Below are 17,487 nucleotides of genomic sequence, written 5' to 3' on the forward strand. Positions count from 1 at the left end.
GGCAGGGGCCACTAAAGAACTACCGTTCCGTCCCGCTCCAGCCGGTGGCAACCACAGTCTATCAGCCCCGTGACACCTGTTGGAAACCAGAAAGATTCTAATGCCCCATGTGCTTGAGCCAGATATGGCTGCGCCGTCCCTGCTGTCTGCTCTCCACGATCTCCGGGACCGGAGCCGGTCCTGGGTTGCGGACGACCCCTACGCCACCGTCAAGCTCGTTGTCGCCGTGACGCTTCTCGGGCTGGTCCTCAGAGTTGCGGCGCTCGGGAGCCGCGTCGCCCACTTCGACGAGGGTCGGGTCGCCTACTGGGCGCTCAATCTCCGCGACTCCGGCTCCTTTGCCTACCGATACATCATCCACGGCCCGTTCATCCAGCACGTCGATAGCTGGCTGTTCACCGTCGCCGCGCCGACTGATTTCACGATGCGGCTCCCGGTGGCGATCATCGGCGGCCTGCTCCCACTGACGGCGCTGCTCTTTCGAGAACACCTCCGGACTGACGAGACTGTTCTCACAGCCGCTTTTCTCGCGCTTAATCCGGTCCTCCTGTATTTCTCGCGGTTCATGCGCAGCGACGTACTGGTCGCGGCGTTCATGTTCACCGCCTTCGGCCTGCTGGTTCGGTTCGTCGACACCCGCAAGCCGCGCTATCTCTACGGCGTTGGGGCGTTCATGGCGCTGGGATTCGCCTCGAAGGAGAACGCCATCGTCTACGTGCTGACGTGGCTCGGTGCGACCGGCCTCCTGCTGGCGAAGGTGCTCGTCCTTCCGAACGGCTACCGCGACGCGTTTGGCTTCCTCCGGAGCGTCCCGAGCGCCGGCGCGATCTGGGGGCGACTGCGAGGGCGCTTCTGGGCTGACGTGTCCCTGGTCCGCGATATCGGCCGCTCGTTTCGGGACCGCCACGACAGCGCCGCCTCCGTCCTCGCGGCGTACGCGAGCCACATCGTTCTCGCCGCACTGGTGTTCGGTCTCGTCTCGCTGTTCTTCTACGCTCCGCGTGGGGCCGGCGTCGCCGGCATCGAACACCCGCCAGCCCCCGCGGCAAGCGGTGACGTGAACTTCTGGTCCGGGGTGACGAACCCGTCGCTGTTCCCCGAGCTCGTGCAGGTGACCTGGGAGCGCGTCGTCGACCAGTACACCGAGTGGTTCTCGCCGGCCTCGGAGAAGGCCACGACGACGGAAACCGGCCTCGTCGAATCCATCGAGACGTTCTACGAGAGTGTTGACGGCCACTACGAGATACTGTTGAAGGCGCTTGGCTACACCGCGGCACCGTTACTCCTGTTCTCGGTGTTCGGGTACGCGCTCGACCGGCTCGGAACCGTCGAGCCGCGCCACCTCGTCCCGTTCCTGGTCTACGGCGGTTACGTCTCCATTCTGGGCTACCCCATCGGGACCGATATCGGCGCGCCGTGGCTCGCCGTCCACGTCGTCGTTCCGCTGTCGGTTCCAGCCGCCGTCGGACTCGCCGCCGTGATTCGGTGGGGGAGCGAATCGCTGTCGGCCGAGGATGTGACCGGTGTTGCAATCGCCGCGACAATCCTCTTGCTCGTGACTGCACTCGTCGGTAACACGGCCGCCACGCGAGTGTACACGAACGACCATCTGGAGGGCAATCCGCTGGTTCAGTACGCCCAGCCACAGGAGTCGCTCCGGGCCGATCTGACGGAGATGGACCGCATCGCCACGGCCCACGGAAACGGGACAGATGTCGTGATGTACCACGGGGAGAGCGGCGACGCCTACGACGGCGGCGACGCCTACGTCAAGGAAGACCGCAGCGAGTGGAACGACTCCTGGTGGGTCACCAGACCGACCTGTCTGCAGTGGCACAACTCGCTCCCGCTCCCGTGGTACTTCGCGGCCGACGACGTGAACGTCTCGTGTGAGAACCGACCCGAGGTCCTCCTCGGGCAGGCACAGGAGGGACAGCCCCCGATAATTATCACCCAGCAGGTAGACAGCACGGTGCCCACCGACCGGCTGGAAGCGGCCGGCTACGAGCCCCGAACCCATCGGATGCGGACGAAGTACAGCTCCAACGACATGACCGTATGGGTTCACGAATCATACGGGCGAGAAACCAACGCTTAACCCCGCCGCTGTGGAAGCGCGCGGTATGACGCTCACGTCACCAGGACCGACTGTCGGAGTCGTCGGCGGTGGCCAGCTCGGCCGGATGCTGGGCGAGGCGGCCGCGCCGCTGGGCCTCGAACTGCTCGTGACCGACCCGACGCCGGACTGCCCGGCCGCGCCGGTCGTCCGCGACCAGCTCGTCGGCGACTTCGACGAGGAGGAGACTCTGCGGGAACTCGCCGAGCGCGCCGACTACCTCACGTTCGAGATCGAACTGGCCGACCCCGACGTGTTAGAGCGGGTCGCTGAGGAGACCGGCACACCGGTCCATCCCGACCCCGAGACGTTGCGGACGATTCAGGACAAGCTCGTCCAGAAGCGCCGGCTCGCAGACGCCGGCGTCCCGGTGCCGGCGTTCCGCGCCGTCGACACCGCCGAAGACCTCCGCGAGGCCTGTGAGGACCTGGGCTACCCCGCGATGCTCAAGGCCCGGACCGGCGGCTACGACGGCCGCGGGAACGTCCCCGTCGAGACCCCCGAAGATGTCGAGGACGCCGTCGACGCCATCGCCGGCCCCGCGATGGTCGAGGAGATGGTCGACTTCGAGCGCGAACTCGCGGTCATGGGCTGTCGCGGTGCGGACGAACGGGACACGTTCCCGGTCACCGAGACGATTCACCGCGAGGAAATCCTCCGGGAGTCCGTCGCGCCGGCCAGAGCGTCGAAAGCCGTCCGCGAGCGCGCGCGAGATGTCGCCCACGACGTGCTCGACGTGATGGACGGTCGCGGCGTGTTCGGCATCGAGCTGTTCGAGACGAGCGACGGCGAGATCCTGCTCAACGAGATCGCACCGCGCCCGCATAACTCCGGCCACTGGACTATCGAGGGGTGTCACACCTCGCAGTTCGAGCAGCACCTGCGTGCTGTCACCGGCAAGCCGCTTGGGTCGACCGACCAGCGGTTCCCGACCGTCTCGACCAACATCCTCGGCGACGTTGCGGAACGGCAGCCGGCGGAGCTGGAGGGCGAAGACGACGTGTTAGCGACGCCGCGGGCACACCTGCACTGGTACGGCAAGCGCGAGGTGTACGAACTCCGGAAGATGGGCCACGTGACGCTGACCGGAGCGGACGCGGACGACCTGCTCGCCGACGCACGCACGCTCCGGGACGGACTGACCTTCGAGTGAGCGGCACGGACTGACCTTCGAGGGCCGCGAGTCGGAACCGAGCGGTCTTTGGCCGTTCGGTTCCGAGTCCGAGTATGGAACGACGGGCCTTCCTCCGGGCTGTCGGGCCGGCGGCCGCCGCCGGACTGGCAGGCTGTCTCGGCGGCAGTACCGCTACGGGCGACTACGACGTGGGGATGTCGGCGGCGGCGTTTCGCCCAGTACGGATCGCCGTCGAACCGGGCACGACCGTCCGATGGCTCAACACGAGCAAGCAGGGCCACTCGGTCACTGCATACGAAGGCGAAATTCCCGACGACGCCGACTACTTCGCCTCCGGCGGGTTCGACACCGAGCAAGCGGCCCGCGACAACTGGGGGAGTTCCTCCGGCGGGACACTGTTCGAGGGCGAGGACTTCACCCACACCTTCGAGGTACTCGGCGAGTACCCCTACTTCTGTATTCCACACGAGCGAGCCGGGATGGTCGGGACCGTCGTCGTAACCGAGAATCCGGAGACAGTGACAGGCGACGCGTAGCGCCCGTGCTGTCCCGGCGACGAATAGCGAGTAGCGCCTGTGCTGGTGCCCGACTGCGGGAGCGCCCGCCTCAGTTTTCCTGAATAGGGTCCGGAACGGAGATGCCGGCCGCCGGCGCGTCGTCGCTCTCGTCGCTGACGCTGACCGTCAGCACCGGCATCGGAGCGACGCGCACGACCTTTTCCGTGACGCTGCCAAGCAGGTACCGGTCGTATCCGGTCCGGCCGTGGGTCCCCATGACGATGAGACCGATATCGTTTTCGGTGGCGTAGGCGACGATGCCGGCCGGCGGATTGCCCCATCGGACCTCCCGAACCGCGTCGAGTCCGGCGTCGAGCGCGCGCTGGGCGACCGCTTTCGTCGCGTCCTCCCCGTCCGCAGTGAGTGTTTCCTCCACGCGCTGTTGCACGTCGTCGGGCACCGACCCGTACGCCCGGTCGTCGACGACGTGGACCGCGTGGACCTCGGCCCCGAACCGCTCGGCCAGTGCGACGCCGTGGTCGGCGACCACGCTCATGTCTCCGCTTCCGTCGGTCGGAATCAGCACTGACTCGTACATGTATTATGTTACCATATGCCACAGTATAAACCCACGTCTACGGGTTCGCCGTTGCGACTCGGGATCTCACTACGACGGAAAAAGGTCGAGCGTCGGTGCTGAACCGCGTTAGGCTTCGACGTCGACGTCCTCTTCGTCCACGTCGACGGCCGTTTCCTCTTCGGCGGCGACTTCTTCCGGCCGCGCTTCGAGTGTGGTCTTCTTGATCTCGACGCGTCGGAGCGGGTAGATGTCCTTGGCCTCGCCGTAGATGGCCGAGGAGAGGCGACCCTCGACGACGCTGTCGATCAGCTGCTCGAAGGTGCGGTCTTCGGCCGTCTCGCGGACGAGGTCGATCATCGTCCGGCGGATGGCCTTCTCCTGGGAGGCGTCGGCCTTCTTCGTCGTCACGGCGACGGGCTGGACCTGGACACGGTAGTCGTCCGTGGTCAGCACGGTGACGTAGGCTTCGACCTTCGAGGAGCCGCGGCGGACGAGCGAGCGGAGGTAGTCCCGCGTGAGCTCGTGGCGGATGAACTCCGTGTACGCCGAGTCCGAGGCGACCTCGTTGATCTTGAAGGTCAACTTCGTGTTGTTCTCGCTGGCGTCGTTGGTCAGTTCGCCGAGCGTTGTTTCGATGGTGCGTCCGAGCACCTTGTCCGGTTCGTCTGCCGGTGTCTTACCGAGAACCTCCCGGTCGAACTGCTCGGGAGCCTGCACGGTGTACCACCGTTTCTGTTCTGCGCGCTTTGAAACGCTTCGTTCACTCATGATTGGATTGTGTGTGTTGGTCTGCGAGCTGTGCTGCAACCCGGATGTTGACGACGTAGTCGTCGACGGTCGCCTGTAGGCCGCCGGTCGAGTCACGCTCGACGGTCGTGACCACGGCGTCGCCCTCGACGCGCGTGGTCATCTCGTCGGTGTTGTCGGGCCGCACCGCGCGTGCGACGCGTTCGGGCGAGTCGTGTGTCGTGCGGATCTCCGCCCGTCTCATACTGCCTCCCGGAACGCTTCGATGAAGTCGGCCGTCGAAACGTCGAACCGAGCGCGTGCCCGGTCGCCGGTCCCGACGGCGTCACCGCCGACCGTCTCGGCGGCTGCGTGCATCGTTTCGGCCACGTCCCGGCCGTCCGTGGCGCGGGCCGCGGCCTCCGTGTCGGTGACGACGAGCGTCACCGGTTCCGGCGCGCGGAACTCCGCGAACAGTCGGGCGACGGTGCCGGTCGGCATCGCGTCGCCGCGGGCGACGAACAGGCCGTCGTACCGGCCCGTGGTCGCCTCGGCGACCGCTTCGTGAGCGCGTGCCGCGTGGCTGCGCCAGGCTGCCAGCGCGTCCTCGCGGACGGCTTCGTGGCCGAGTGCGAGCGCGACGCCGGTGCCGGGCTGTTCCCGTGCGACGGCGTCGAGTACGTCGGCGTAGCCGCCGACCGTCTCGAAGGGGCCACCCACCCTTGGGCGAAGCGCGCGCTGGACTGCGTCGGCGGCCCGGGGCGGCGCGTCCGCGGTGACGGCCAGAGCAACCAGCGACGCGAGGCGTCGGTGGTCGTCGGCTGCGAGGGAGTCAGCCTGTGCCGACTCCGCGTCGAGACCCAGTTCGGCGAGTGCAGCCCGCGCTGTGTCGGCAGCACCCGAGAAGGGCGCGACGAACAGCGTCGAGTGGGCCAGCCCGTCCGCGAGGTCCGCTGTCGGAACGGCGACGCCGGGCCGGCGTTCGAGCCCCGCCTGCTCGGCGGCTTCGGCGATGGTCCCGTCGACTTCGCCGGCGGCAATCGTGCCGGCCAGGGCGAGCGCGGGGTCGGCCGTTCCGCCGAGTTCGCGGGCGGTTTCGAAGGCGGTCGCGGCGGCGCGGTCGGTCAGCGTCACGTCGGCGGTCGACTGCGTGCGGCCGATGGCGACGGTGATGTCGGTCTCCGTGGTCCGATCGGGGTTCTCGAACGGGCGGACGACGCTCGCCTGGAACGGCGTGTCGTCCAGCGCCTGCGCCAGCAAGCCGGTCGCCGCAAGCGCCTCGCCGGTCGCGTCGCTGACGAGGCGCACGAAGGCGGCCTCGCGGAGCGACCCGGCGAGCTCGCCCGGCGATGTGGCTGGCGTCGGTTCCCGACCGGTCGCCGACATCTATTCGAGACCCAGGGCTTCGACGGCGTTGTCGTAGCTGTAGGTGAAGTCCTCGTCGACCTCGTCGCCGCGGTAGTAGTCGATGAGGCGTCGGATCTTCGACTGCGTGTTCTGGAGCGCACGCTTGTTCTGGTAGTCACCGGGGTTTTCGTCCATGTGATCGCGCAGGCGGACGGCCCGCTCGAGCAGGTTCCGAAGGTCCTCCGGCAGGTCCGGCTCGGCCTCGTTCTCCTCGAGGATCTCGGTGACTTTCTTGCCGGTCGCGAGCGAAACGTCAGGGATCGGCGTGCCCTGAACGCCTTCGTCGCGCAGCTTCAGGCCGATCTCGCTGGGCGAGTGGCCCTGTTCGGCCAGTTCGACGACGCGCGCTTCGATGGCGTCTTCGTCGACATCACTCCACTCCGGGGGTTCGTCTGCCGCCGGTTTGTCCGAATCGGACGAACCGCGACGGCGTGTATGCATTCGTGCCATTGTAATCTGGTTGGAACGGCACAGACCGCTGTGCTGCAACAGGTTTCGATGCGGTGTTGGCGCTGGTGCGCCGAACACGGCCGCAATCCCAAGCCGTGAAAGTCCACGGCGAGTCAGATTTGCGGTCGTGCAGTTCCCGTTGTCGTGTCGGCGGTCACGCGACTAAACCGTTTTCATCTCCACACGGACCGTCAGCCCGTCGACATCCTGGCCACTCAGCTTATACGGAAAGAGATGCTCCACAGGGTATGCACGGTAATGGTCAGGCACCAAACCGGGGACAAAGTGGCCCGCTCGGGCTCATCCTCGTGTTCGCCCTCGTCATTGCCTCGACGACGGCTGTTGTCGTCATCGGTGCAGAGGCCATCACCACCACACAGGGCCGACTGGATGTCGAACGCACCGAGAACACGATGACGCAGTTCGACTCGAAGGTCGCGCTCGTCGCCCTCGGCCAGTCGAGTGTCCAGCAGGTCGACCTGCCCGCCAGCAGCGGATCAGCGTACGACGTTCGCGGGGACGCGGGGTGGATGAACATCACCTACACCAACGCCACCGGCGACGTGACGACCATCAGGAACGGGTCCCTCGGGGCGGTCGTCTACGACGGCGACGGAGCGGAGATCGCGTATCAGGGCGGCGGCGTCTGGCGGACCGACGCCGACGGCCAGGCGGTCATGATCTCGCCGCCGGAGTTCCACTACCGGAGTCGGACGCTGACGCTCCCCCTTGTGACCGTCTCCGGCAACGAGCGAATCGAGCAACGAGCCGCCGTCACGCGCAACGACACGACCCAGTACTTCCCCGACACGGCCCGGGACGAGGCCCTGCGGAACCCGCTCAACGGGAGCGATATCAACGTCACCGTCCAGAGCGACTACTACCGCGCCTGGGGGTCGTACTTCGAAGAGCGGACCGACGGGACGGTCACCTACGACCACTCGGCGGAGACAGTGACCGCCGAGCTCGTCATCCCGTTCAACGCGACCTTCGAAAACAGTGTTGCCACTACCGCTCCTGAAGGCCTGACAGTGAACGGTGGCGACCCAATCGACAATAGTGAACAGGGAATCGCCTTCCCTTCAGTCGACGAACGAATCGAAGACACGGTTTCGGACTGCGAAAGTAGTAGTTGTAAGTCATCGACCTCGACAATCGATGCTGGCGGCACCTATTATTACACCACCGATCCCGGGGACCTGACAGTCAATGATCCCGGAGACAACGTCACCATTGTCATCAATACGGGCGGGTCCGCGTTCAGTACCGATACCATCGAACTCACCAATGTCGACGACAACCATCACGTTACTATCCTCGTCCGACACTCGATGGATCTCAACGGCGACTCTGTCAACCATGTCGACGGTGACGCCAGTGAATTGAAGGTTCTCGTTCATTCTGACGGAGACGTAGACTCTAATGGGAAGTCGGATTTTGTCGGTCTCCTTATTGCTCCGGGGTCGTCGTGTGACATGAACGGCGTTGGGTATCTCGAGGGTGCCATTATCTGTGAAACCGTAACTGTCAACGGTAATTCAGGAACCGTCAAGTATAATGATGCTGTCCAAGAGCTCGACCTTGACCTGACCGACCCCAGCGATACGCAGATCACGTATCTCCACGTCTCGGTTAACGACGTGAACGTGACCGACGGCTGACCTACCGCTCGAAGTCGATCCGTATGTCGTGGCTGACGACGTACACGCGTTCGACTGTCCCACTCGTCGGGTACTCACAGCGCATCAGTGTCTGTGTCTGCGTGGGGCAGTCAAAGCCCTGTCCGAGGAAGTACTCGGTCCACAGCGGCGCTCGTGGTGACTCGATTCTGACGGAGACGTTGCTCGCTGCGCCCGCAGTGTCGTTATACCGGACGGCGGAGCCGTCGTTGAGCGTCCGGATGAGCGCGGTCGACCCGCCGACGCTGGTCTGGTTCGACGACCGGAGGACGACCATATTGAGCAGGAGGCGGTCGTTCCGGATCACGTGTGGTGGCTCCCGGATGACAAGCCCGCCGTCGGGGTTCGTCCTGAAGACGGCCCCCATGTTGTACACCAGGCGCTGGTCGCGGTCGTTGCGGTAGACGATGGGCGACGAGGTCCGGTTCAGGACGGGCGTCCCGTTGACAGTCACGTTCAGCGTCGTCCCCTCGGCGGTGTACAACGTCGATTCGCCGACGCTGACCTCCGTCCCTCTGCTTGGGGCACCTCGCATGTACACGTCGGCGACGTTGTCGGCGAGGATGTCGAAAGCCCGCTCCGCGTTGTCGAGTTGCTCGTTTTGCTTTACGTCCTCCAGCGTACCGAGCCCGCTGACGGAGACGACAGCGACCGCGGAGATGACGAGGCTGAACACGAGGACGTATCCGAGGACTTCGCTCGCCGCCCGAGCGTCCGTCGGCTCACCCATCCTGTACCTCCAGCGCGTCGCTTGCCCCGTTGTAGGCAACCTTGACCGTCCCGCCGTCGACCGTCGATTCCCGGAGGGTCGTTCGGTTCGTCACGCTCACCGTGACTCTGACTTCGGGAGCAGCCGATGTCAGGACGAGCCGCTCTGCACTCGGATCGAGAGACAGCCGATAGCTGCTTCCGGACACCCGTTCCGGGAACGTCTGTCGGGTGGTGGCCGTCAGCGACGTGCCGCTGCTGTCTGCCGCTACCACCAGTCTATCGACACGCTCGAATTCCGCGGCCACCTGCTGGCCGATAACTGACAGTTCCTCCCTGATGACGCTCTCCTGTCGTTGCTCGACGAAGCCGGTCCCAGCTACCAACAGCCCGGTCACCAGAACCGCTGTTATCGCCAGCGTGAGGGCGTACCCGAGCGGCGTCGAAACGGCACGGGACTCACGCATCCGGCTCACCCGGTGCGACCCGCACCGACGTATTGTACCACACGTCCGGTCCGTCGTACACGAACTGGACTTCGGCGTCGTAGATGGCATCGTCGGACAGAGTTGTCAGTAGGATTGACGGGCCGCCACCGGAGTAGACGACCATCTCGAAGTCACCGGTTGTGTAGTTCGTGTTCTTGAAGTGGACATCGTACTCGTCCCCGGCCCCGTTCCCGAACCAGAAGTTCGCGCCGCTGTCGTTCCGCCGCAGCGCATCGCAGGGCTGACCGTTTACCAGTCCGGCTGTCACCTCGATTCGGTTCGCTGTCGACGATGGAACTGAGCAGCGTTCGGTCCGGTTCTCCGACGCTGACGTTCCATTTCGAAACGTTTTGACGTGTACATCACTGGTGGTTTCCCAGATCTGTGCCCGCCAGCTGTTCCGATCACCGGTGGCCGTTGTGTCGTTAACCTTCACGACCAGCGGGGTACTCTCGCCGGGGAGGTCGGAGGCATTGAACACCAGTCCACGGGTTCCGTTTGCACCCGAAACTCGCTCTACGCTGTCGGCGACGGTGTAGCTGTTATTCGTCCTGTCGATAGCGCCGCTGACACGCTTGCCGTTCCGATGGCCGGCGTACGTGACGTTGCTGAGCGTTCCGGAGGTTGCTGACAGGGCTTCGGTCTGGGTACTCACGTTCCGCAGGCTTCGGTTGAACGCATCGACCGGAGCGGACGGGTTGTAGTGGTTCGCTTGCTCGATGGCCGTGCCGGCGTTTGCCTCGGTGGCTGCCCTCGCTGCCAGCGCCCCGCTGCTCCCGGCTGTCTCGCCCCGGCTCGCAAGGTTCTCGGTGAAAATAGCCGAGTTGACCACCAGGGCCAGTCCGATGAAGACAAGCGCGAGCGCGAGTCCGGCGACCAGCAACAGCTGTCCGCGGCTGTCGTCTCTCAGATGCGCCACGAGACCACCTCTACACGGACCGTGTTGTAGACGGTGTCCCCTCTGTCCGGGATGGGGAACCCCGACGCTTCAGACAGCGTCGTCTCGTTTTGCGTCCCGTCGGTGTCGTACAGATGATCGTCGTCCGTCAGCGTGATGGTGTACGAGGCCGACACCGCGTTGTCGCTCGGGCGGCCGTTGTACAAGTAGATGATCGGGCTCTGGCTCCGGTCGCCACGGAACCTGATGTAGACGTTGTATGCGATGCCTCGCTCGTCGAAGACCCGCTCCAGCATCCCGCCGAACGTGTTGCTCGGCGGCGTGCTGGCGTACACGCCGAGACCCGTCCCGCTCGCGTTGTGGTACTGAGCGCTGCTGTTGTCCCAGTACAACAGCGCGGGTTTGAGGGCGTTCCGCTCCGCCGCGGTCGCTAACAGCCCGTCGCTGATCGCCCGCTGCTGGTTCTCGATGTGTTGGCTCGACGTGCTCGCAGACAGCGGCGTCACTGCCGTCATCTGCAACGCGAAGATGAGTCCCGTCAGGAGCACGAGACTGGCGACGATAGCCTCCAACGTGTGTGCTTGCCCCCGCATCTACCACACCTCCACAACGACGGTCACGTCTTGCCCGTCTAACCAGACGACTCGCAACGCCGTCACGGTCGCCTCGTTGTCCGCCGGCAACGGCTGTCCCCGTGTCAGGATCACATTGGCGGTGTCCTCTGCGTCCGGACAGGCAGTCGCCGCGACCAGCGAGTCGTCGCTGTCGTCCCAGCAGAGCGTGTCACGGGCCGTCGCCGTCGACGAAGCGTTCCCGACGACGGTCACGTTGGCGTTTTGCGTGGCGGGATCGAGGCCGAGCTGTTCGGCGAGGGATGTGTCCTCGAACTCACACCCTGAAGACTCATCGAAGAACTGGACTGTACAGTCCGTTCGCAGCGAGTACGGACTCCGTGGCGACCCGAGTACCGACTTGGTAAGGTGGTCGACGGCCCGGTCTGCGGTGACAGTCTGTGCCTGTGCGCTGGCCGTGAACGGCGACAACAGCCCCGGAACGAACAGGAAAATGAAAATGAGGACCCCGAGAAAGAGGCTAATGCCGATGGCGAAATCGAGGTTCGTCTGTCCCCGCGACGCGGCTCCCGCTTGTGGCTTCTCGTTTGAACGCCTGCGTGTCCTGTCCCCTTGCATGCTCACTCCGGCCAGTAGTGTCTGCTTGTCTCTGACGCTGGATACTCTTGTACATTGTGGCCCCCGGGGTGGTGACGGACGCCACTGACTCACACCCCCGCAACGGTTCGATGCCTTTATCAAAAGCCACTGGATACGATTAGGTGCAACGCGGGCTCGTAGATCAGGGGTAGATCACTCCCTTGGCATGGGAGAGGCCCCGGGTTCAAATCCCGGCGAGTCCATCCTAATTTTACCGTCGTGGGCGGGAGCTTGGCAACACAATTAGACAGGTCAGGGATATAGCCCGGCGGATTTTATAATGAACCAGACAATCGAAGTCACAATGCTATTCAACCAAGATATTAGGAAAAAGGCGGTCAGAGACATTACTAAGCCAATAATTACGCGCCGTTCTCCGGATTCAATTAAAAAGTTGGCCGTGGTGAATCGCCAGACGTAGCTTGATTTCACGGTTTCAGCGACTTCTTGATGTTGTGAACGACACATATCAAAACGAGCTCACGAAATTCACCGTACCAAGTTCGCGCACGCACGGCGTCGCCGAGCGTGCGCTTAATCGTCGAGAAGACGGTTTCACACATCGCTCTCTGGCGGTATCGAGGCCCATCGATCCGCGCGTTATGCGCGTGATCGATGGGCCGGAACTCTCGATGTTTAATCAGCGGTCTTACGCCCTCTTCGCGGAGTTTGTCGCGTAAATCCATCCAGTCATAGCCTTTGTCCGCAGCGAGGCTGGCGAGGTCGCCCGCATTGCGGCGGGCGACCTGCCAGCCGAGCTGTGTGTCGTGGCGTTTCTCGGTCGTACCGTGAACGTCCAGAATGGCTTGGCTTTCCGTGTCGATGAGAGCAGTCGCTTCGAGCGTCTGAACCCGGTAATTCGTCCGGCGGCAGTAGTGCTTGCTAGCGTTTTCTCGGTCGAAAAATGTCGCGTCGATCGCGGCGTGACCACTCGTGTCGTGCAGCTGCGCCGAGAGGCGCAGCAGCACTCGCCAGAGTGCTGTCTTGATTCTATCAAACCACTTGACTAGCGTGGAGTGATCGGGGAGATCGGCCGCGTCGAGGCCGATATCCCCGAGTATTTGTGGCATCTCGCTTAGCAAATCGAATGCTTCTCGGTAAGATTTTTCCAGGTAAACCCGCAGACAGTGCAGCGATACCACCGCATACTCGGCGAAGCCGCCACCCCCTTCGGGGGCGGCGACTTCGCCTCACTCACCAACAGCATTTTTAGCTAACTGAACGACGTTGCTCGTGAAGCGGGAAATTTTCGACATAGGCATCGACGGTTTCCCGCTTCAACTTCCTAGTTCTAACGGTCGAAACCGACGCTGTCCAGCGATTCACCAGAGCCAAAAAGTCAAATTGATCCCAATCCGCGTTACGCAGGTAGCTCCTGATCCTCCATATACAAACAATGAGTACTCCGAACGCAACTACGGCCTGTAGAAATGTCACTACAGACAGTAATTCAGTCAACATATAGGATGATAGCATTGGCAGAAATATAGTATTGCTGAACAGTCATTGTGATATCAGTAAATCCAGGCTACGACACACAGTCGGTAGTCTGTACCGGGTGGATGCTCGTTGAGAGTGAATATGTGCAGTTAGTGTATCTCTGATAGAACTGTTATCGATACGAGGTGAAACAGTACACTTATGTGTAATAGTTGGTATGTAATTGAATATGTTCGAGTGGGGCAGCCGGGGGGCTGGAGACCGGGGTGTATCGCACGTTTTGGGCGTGGTGTTGTTGGCGAGTGCAGTTATCATCGGTGCCGTACTGATCGTCCAGGTGGGCCAGCAGACGATTGGTGATGTCAACAACGACGCGAACGTCGAGCTCGCAGAAGAGGTGATGCTGTCGGTGGATCAGAGCTTCCAGCGGTCGGACACCGACGAGTCAATCGAGATCCCGGATCGTGTGCGGTCCGATGTCGACGTTTCAAGCGAGGCGGCGTACAATCTAACGCTGAACGGACGCCCGGCTTGTTCAACGGGGAACCGCTCGCTACAGACGATGCGATATCAGGAGGACGGGCAACAGGTCGGCTACCAGGGCGGGGGCGTGTGGCGGATGACCGAGTCGGGGGCAACGATGTCATCGCCACCTGCGGTGAACTACGATGAAGGGGCGCTGTCGCTCTCGTTCGCGAACATCTCGGGACAGCAAATTAACGGTGATTCCGTGTCAGTTCACACGGATAGGAACGCTACGCGCAACCATGAACAGGCGCTCGGCGAGGCCTTATACACTAACTGGTCCTACGCGAAAGCCCGAAGCAAACTAAACAATGAGAGCACGCTCTCGGGGACACAGAAATGTGACCCGCGGCGAGTCACTGACGCGAATCTGACAATCAAGAACAGTGACTATGCTCGCGCGTGGGCAGACTGGGCACAGAGTACATACGACGACAAGTACGTCGAGGTGACGCCGAACTCGGCCGAACCAGGTGAGACGATCCACATCAGATTCGCACTCGGTGACGTGAGCGATCCGGCGTTCGAGGTGGATCGCATGTCAGTCAAGGAGAACTCGTCGGATAATCAAAAAGCACTGGTAACCGCTACGGTCCGGAACACCGGTGGCTTGCAGGACACACAGGCCATTCAGTTCAATCGGTCGGGCGCATCGAAGAACAAGACGGTCGAAGTCACACTCGCTGAGGAGGAATCGATCACTGTAAACAAGTCGCTGAACGCCGATAACGGTACGCACAACTTTACCGTGGCATCTAACGATGACGAAGCCTACGAGATAATTAACTATACGTCAGTTCCCGGGTCACCATCGCTAAATATCACCAACGCCTCGATTCCTGCATCAGCGCGGCTAAATCAGGTCCCATCGGCTACCGTTACAGTCAACAACACTGGTACTATGACGGCCGATCAGAACGTCACGTTCCTCGTTAACGGGTCAGTCAACGCCACGCGGAGCGTCACGATCCATCCGGGCAACAATACAACGGTCGACTTCGGGCCGGCGATGCCGACCAGCGAGAACGGGACCTACGACATCGAAGTCACGACGGACGACGATACGTATTCTCAGTCCAGTGAGGACGGCCACTACTTCGTTGTCGGTGACTCAGGCGTCTACGAGATCACGTCAGTCTCGCCACCCGGTGGACTACAGAGCGGCGAGAAAGCAACTATCGGTGCGACCATCGAAAACACCGGTGACGTTCGGAAGTCAGAGGTCGCTACGATAACTATCAAAAACGAGTCCGGGACAGAAGTGTACTCGGAGTCAAAAACACTCACGCTCGATGGGACCCGGAGTGGGGCCGAAAACGAGACGGTGTCAATTACGAGTGGTGCGCTCACTACACCGTCGTACAGCAACTACACGTATATTGTCGAGACGCCGGACGACACTGTCAACGGAACGTTCACCGTCGGTAAGTCGGCCCCGCCGGTGTTCGATGTCACCAGCGTCTCCGTCGATAATCCGGTCGGACCGGAAAACGAAACCGAGGTCGGATTCACGGTCACGAACACCGGTGGAGAGCCGGATAGTCAGACGCTTCGCATCAGTAGCGACTGGACGGACGATACATCGTCGGATGAGCAACTCGACCCCGGTGAGAATACGACAGTCACACAAACGGTTACTGCTCCGTCCGAAGAGGGTTTCTACCGCCTGAACTTCACTACTGAAAACCAAACCACTTGGCGGATATTGAACGTCCAGTCGGATTTGGTCGTCGAACGAGACGGCTCGGGACTCACCACGAAGGAGCGAGTCAACGCTTCAATTGAACTTAAAGGAGCAGAGCTCGAAGGAAGTGGGTGGGATTACATAAGTCACGCCTATGTAACCATGTCGTTAGATGTCCAAAACCAGTCTGGACAGCACACGATTCCACTGTGGCGCGATGTCGGCTATGACTTCGAAGACGGGGATGTCAACGGCCCATACGCCGAACGACGACTCATCAACGATGCGTATGCTGACCCGTACGAGTACTCGAAAACATTTGAAAAGAATTCGAGCATTTCTGTCGTCGCCAAGTCATACAGCTGTCATCGGTATGAGTATACTGGAGTCACATTTAAAATAAATGAGAGATGGTACGATACCGCAAGATGCAGCGACCCAGCTGGAGTCCGTATTTCGATTAGCGATCCTGAGAACAGTCAGAACGTCGATATCCTAGCCGACGGGGAGCGGCTACCCGGGTACGGCCAGGCAGAGCCAGAACAGCGTAGTCTTGAAGATATGCTCGGTGAGCAACGGCTTAACGAGACCGAAGACAGCGACCGCGCGTCGCTGAACCTCGCCGACGGGGAACGCGTGTTCCTCTATGAACTCTCGAAAGAGGACGCAAATCCCGACAATGCTGGGAGTACAGGTGACCCGGACTACAACGACGCAGTCGTTCTCTTCCGGACGAACGCTCTCGAACGGGATGTCACGGAGCCGCGGTTCAAGATACTCGACGTTGACGCTCCGGCCCGTGTTGACGAGAACACAGACGCGACGGTAACAGCGACTATCAAAAACGTTGGTAACGCTAGCGGTACCGCGAAACTCACCACCACCTTCGACGGCAGCCCATACAGTGTGAAGACTGAAACTCTCGAAAGCGGCTCGAGACACCAATTCGATATCGACTTGGCGACTTCGAGCAAGACCCCGGGCCAGTCGTACCAGTACAAGCTTAACCTTACCAATCCAGACAGTAATGCGACCGCTGGCGGGAAGGAGTGGGGCGGGAACGTCTACGTCGGCGAGGAAGACGGACCGTTCATGCAGGTCGATTCGGTGCGGGCCCCAGGCACAATCAACGACGACGAGTCTGCAAACGCAACAGTCACCATCGCGAACGTCGGTGAGGCGAAGGGAACTGCCGAAATCGAACTCTATACGAAGAACACGGACCACCCCAGTCCGTCCTTCTCCCAACATGACTCTGCAACTATTTCACCACTCAATTACAGTGAGACGGAGCAGCTAAACCTCAGTCTGCCGACCGACCGCGGTAACTACACGTACTACGTGACGACTCGGGACAGCACGTCGGCCAAGCAGTCGTTCTTCGTCGGCCAGTCACACGTCGTGGTGAACGACACGCAGGGAGTCAACATCGGCGCAGAGGCGTACGATACCTCGACGCTCATCGAACGCCGCGGGGGCGCACAGCGGATGACCGTCGAAGTCCTCAATACCGGCACAGTTGGTGACGACCGGAAGGTAAAACTCACCGTCGAGAACAAGAGCGACGGGGGGACAGCGTTTACTGGGTCGACGACCGTCACAGCCGGCAGCGGCGACCTGACTGGCGTCGAGGAGTACCCAGCGTGGGCTGGCTACGATGTCGATCTTGACCCCGGTTACTACACCTACGAGGTTGCCGTGTACAACGAAACGTCCAGCGACCCCGAAGACACCGCGACTGGTGAGCTGTATCTCAAAGAAATCGACGAGCGTGGCGCGACCGGCAATGACTCACCGATCTCGATTGATTCCGAGATGGTGACTATCGGCGGCTGAGATTTCGGTCCCGCGATGTTGCGTCGACCGGTGGTCAGTCAGACGCTGTCTGATACCCGCTACGTGTCGTGGCGGTTGCGCTTCACCGCCTGTCCAATTGCAGACTG

Annotated in this window: 15 protein-coding genes, 1 tRNA gene and 1 pseudogene; 6 read left to right on the top strand and 11 right to left on the bottom strand. The window is 62.0% G+C overall.

Annotated features, from left to right (window positions below; translation table 11 throughout):
* The first annotated feature begins 124 nt into the window (after window positions 1-124).
* The 3 genes from NDI54_RS06920 to NDI54_RS06930 all read left to right on the top strand — a co-directional run bounded on the left by NDI54_RS06920 (window position 125) and on the right by NDI54_RS06930 (window position 3,787).
* A complete protein-coding gene (locus NDI54_RS06920) occupies window positions 125-2,098 on the top strand; it encodes a flippase activity-associated protein Agl23 (RefSeq protein WP_310895724.1) in 1,974 nt (657 codons plus the stop codon).
* Window positions 2,099-2,123: 25 nt separating this feature from the next.
* Entirely contained in the window at window positions 2,124-3,269 is a 1,146-nt protein-coding gene (locus NDI54_RS06925; protein WP_310895725.1) for a 5-(carboxyamino)imidazole ribonucleotide synthase, read from the top strand.
* Between the two features lie 74 nt (window positions 3,270-3,343).
* Window positions 3,344-3,787: a plastocyanin/azurin family copper-binding protein gene (locus tag NDI54_RS06930; RefSeq protein ID WP_310895726.1), complete on the top strand. Its 444-nt coding sequence runs from the start codon at window positions 3,344-3,346 to the stop codon at window positions 3,785-3,787.
* A 70-nt stretch (window positions 3,788-3,857) separates the two neighbouring features.
* On the opposite strand, the gene NDI54_RS06935 is transcribed toward NDI54_RS06930, so the two are convergent.
* The 5 genes from NDI54_RS06935 to NDI54_RS06955 form a co-directional block, all read right to left on the bottom strand.
* Window positions 3,858-4,346, bottom strand: a complete 489-nt coding sequence (locus NDI54_RS06935; RefSeq protein WP_310895727.1) for a universal stress protein — start codon at window positions 4,344-4,346, stop codon at window positions 3,858-3,860.
* Between the two features lie 108 nt (window positions 4,347-4,454).
* A complete protein-coding gene (locus tag NDI54_RS06940; protein WP_137684168.1) occupies window positions 4,455-5,096 on the bottom strand; it encodes a 30S ribosomal protein S3ae in 642 nt (213 codons plus the stop codon).
* Window positions 5,089-5,319, bottom strand: coding sequence for a KEOPS complex subunit Pcc1 (locus tag NDI54_RS06945; RefSeq protein ID WP_004518217.1), 231 nt, complete (start codon window positions 5,317-5,319; stop codon window positions 5,089-5,091). The genes NDI54_RS06940 and NDI54_RS06945 overlap by 8 nt, the downstream gene beginning before the upstream one ends.
* Window positions 5,316-6,440: a hypothetical protein gene (locus NDI54_RS06950; RefSeq protein WP_310895729.1), complete on the bottom strand. Its 1,125-nt coding sequence runs from the start codon at window positions 6,438-6,440 to the stop codon at window positions 5,316-5,318. Before NDI54_RS06950 ends, NDI54_RS06945 begins: the two co-directional genes overlap by 4 nt.
* A complete protein-coding gene (locus NDI54_RS06955; protein ID WP_004957060.1) occupies window positions 6,441-6,911 on the bottom strand; it encodes a 30S ribosomal protein S15 in 471 nt (156 codons plus the stop codon).
* 248 nt (window positions 6,912-7,159) lie between these two features.
* Between NDI54_RS06955 and NDI54_RS06960 the strand changes: the two genes are divergently transcribed.
* Complete coding sequence (locus tag NDI54_RS06960) at window positions 7,160-8,572, top strand: DUF7289 family protein (protein ID WP_310895730.1); 1,413 nt, start codon at window positions 7,160-7,162, stop codon at window positions 8,570-8,572.
* A 1-nt stretch (window position 8,573) separates the two neighbouring features.
* On the opposite strand, the gene NDI54_RS06965 is transcribed toward NDI54_RS06960, so the two are convergent.
* The 5 genes from NDI54_RS06965 to NDI54_RS06985 are packed head-to-tail and all read right to left on the bottom strand — an operon-like array spanning window position 8,574 to window position 11,874.
* Window positions 8,574-9,320 carry a DUF7289 family protein gene (locus tag NDI54_RS06965; RefSeq protein ID WP_310895731.1) on the bottom strand — a complete coding sequence of 249 codons (747 nt, stop codon included), beginning with the start codon at window positions 9,318-9,320 and terminating at the stop codon, window positions 8,574-8,576.
* Window positions 9,313-9,765 (bottom strand): DUF7266 family protein, encoded by a 453-nt coding sequence (locus NDI54_RS06970; RefSeq protein ID WP_310895732.1) that lies wholly within the window; start codon window positions 9,763-9,765, stop codon window positions 9,313-9,315. Before NDI54_RS06970 ends, NDI54_RS06965 begins: the two co-directional genes overlap by 8 nt.
* Entirely contained in the window at window positions 9,758-10,705 is a 948-nt protein-coding gene (locus NDI54_RS06975; protein WP_310895733.1) for a DUF7261 family protein, read from the bottom strand. Before NDI54_RS06975 ends, NDI54_RS06970 begins: the two co-directional genes overlap by 8 nt.
* Window positions 10,693-11,277: a DUF7288 family protein gene (locus NDI54_RS06980; RefSeq protein WP_310895734.1), complete on the bottom strand. Its 585-nt coding sequence runs from the start codon at window positions 11,275-11,277 to the stop codon at window positions 10,693-10,695. The genes NDI54_RS06975 and NDI54_RS06980 overlap by 13 nt, the downstream gene beginning before the upstream one ends.
* Window positions 11,278-11,874, bottom strand: coding sequence for a DUF7287 family protein (locus NDI54_RS06985; RefSeq protein ID WP_310895735.1), 597 nt, complete (start codon window positions 11,872-11,874; stop codon window positions 11,278-11,280). It lies immediately after the preceding gene.
* Between the two features lie 152 nt (window positions 11,875-12,026).
* On the opposite strand from NDI54_RS06985, the gene NDI54_RS06990 reads away from it, so the two are divergent.
* Window positions 12,027-12,098 (top strand) — tRNA-Ala (locus NDI54_RS06990).
* 225 nt (window positions 12,099-12,323) lie between these two features.
* On the opposite strand, the pseudogene NDI54_RS06995 reads toward NDI54_RS06990, so the two are convergent.
* A pseudogene (locus NDI54_RS06995) lies at window positions 12,324-13,151 on the bottom strand (IS5 family transposase).
* A gap of 413 nt (window positions 13,152-13,564) precedes the next feature.
* Between NDI54_RS06995 and NDI54_RS07000 the strand changes: the two are divergent.
* The gene (locus tag NDI54_RS07000; protein ID WP_310895736.1) at window positions 13,565-17,380 is read left to right on the top strand and encodes a DUF7289 family protein; all 3,816 of its coding nucleotides are present in this window, start codon (window positions 13,565-13,567) and stop codon (window positions 17,378-17,380) included.
* Window positions 17,381-17,487 lie beyond the last annotated feature (107 nt).

Origin of the sequence: Haloarcula terrestris, assembly GCF_031624315.1 — an archaeon.
Classification (GTDB): Archaea; Halobacteriota; Halobacteria; order Halobacteriales; family Haloarculaceae; genus Haloarcula; species Haloarcula terrestris.

What these genes read in the sequence shown, in the direction of transcription:
- NDI54_RS06950 (WP_310895729.1), bottom strand. Translation starts at nt 6,440, where the DNA reads ATGTCGGCGACCGGTCGGGAACCGACGCCAGCCACATCGCCGGGCGAG.
- NDI54_RS06970 (WP_310895732.1), bottom strand. Translation starts at nt 9,765, where the DNA reads ATGCGTGAGTCCCGTGCCGTTTCGACGCCGCTCGGGTACGCCCTCACG.
- NDI54_RS06935 (WP_310895727.1), bottom strand. Translation starts at nt 4,346, where the DNA reads ATGTACGAGTCAGTGCTGATTCCGACCGACGGAAGCGGAGACATGAGC.
- NDI54_RS06985 (WP_310895735.1), bottom strand. Translation starts at nt 11,874, where the DNA reads ATGCAAGGGGACAGGACACGCAGGCGTTCAAACGAGAAGCCACAAGCG.
- NDI54_RS06945 (WP_004518217.1), bottom strand. Translation starts at nt 5,319, where the DNA reads ATGAGACGGGCGGAGATCCGCACGACACACGACTCGCCCGAACGCGTC.
- NDI54_RS06980 (WP_310895734.1), bottom strand. Translation starts at nt 11,277, where the DNA reads ATGCGGGGGCAAGCACACACGTTGGAGGCTATCGTCGCCAGTCTCGTG.
- NDI54_RS06920 (WP_310895724.1), top strand. Translation starts at nt 125, where the DNA reads ATGGCTGCGCCGTCCCTGCTGTCTGCTCTCCACGATCTCCGGGACCGG.
- NDI54_RS06965 (WP_310895731.1), bottom strand. Translation starts at nt 9,320, where the DNA reads ATGGGTGAGCCGACGGACGCTCGGGCGGCGAGCGAAGTCCTCGGATAC.
- NDI54_RS06930 (WP_310895726.1), top strand. Translation starts at nt 3,344, where the DNA reads ATGGAACGACGGGCCTTCCTCCGGGCTGTCGGGCCGGCGGCCGCCGCC.
- NDI54_RS06925 (WP_310895725.1), top strand. Translation starts at nt 2,124, where the DNA reads ATGACGCTCACGTCACCAGGACCGACTGTCGGAGTCGTCGGCGGTGGC.
- NDI54_RS06960 (WP_310895730.1), top strand. Translation starts at nt 7,160, where the DNA reads ATGCACGGTAATGGTCAGGCACCAAACCGGGGACAAAGTGGCCCGCTC.
- NDI54_RS07000 (WP_310895736.1), top strand. Translation starts at nt 13,565, where the DNA reads ATGTTCGAGTGGGGCAGCCGGGGGGCTGGAGACCGGGGTGTATCGCAC.
- NDI54_RS06940 (WP_137684168.1), bottom strand. Translation starts at nt 5,096, where the DNA reads ATGAGTGAACGAAGCGTTTCAAAGCGCGCAGAACAGAAACGGTGGTAC.
- NDI54_RS06955 (WP_004957060.1), bottom strand. Translation starts at nt 6,911, where the DNA reads ATGGCACGAATGCATACACGCCGTCGCGGTTCGTCCGATTCGGACAAA.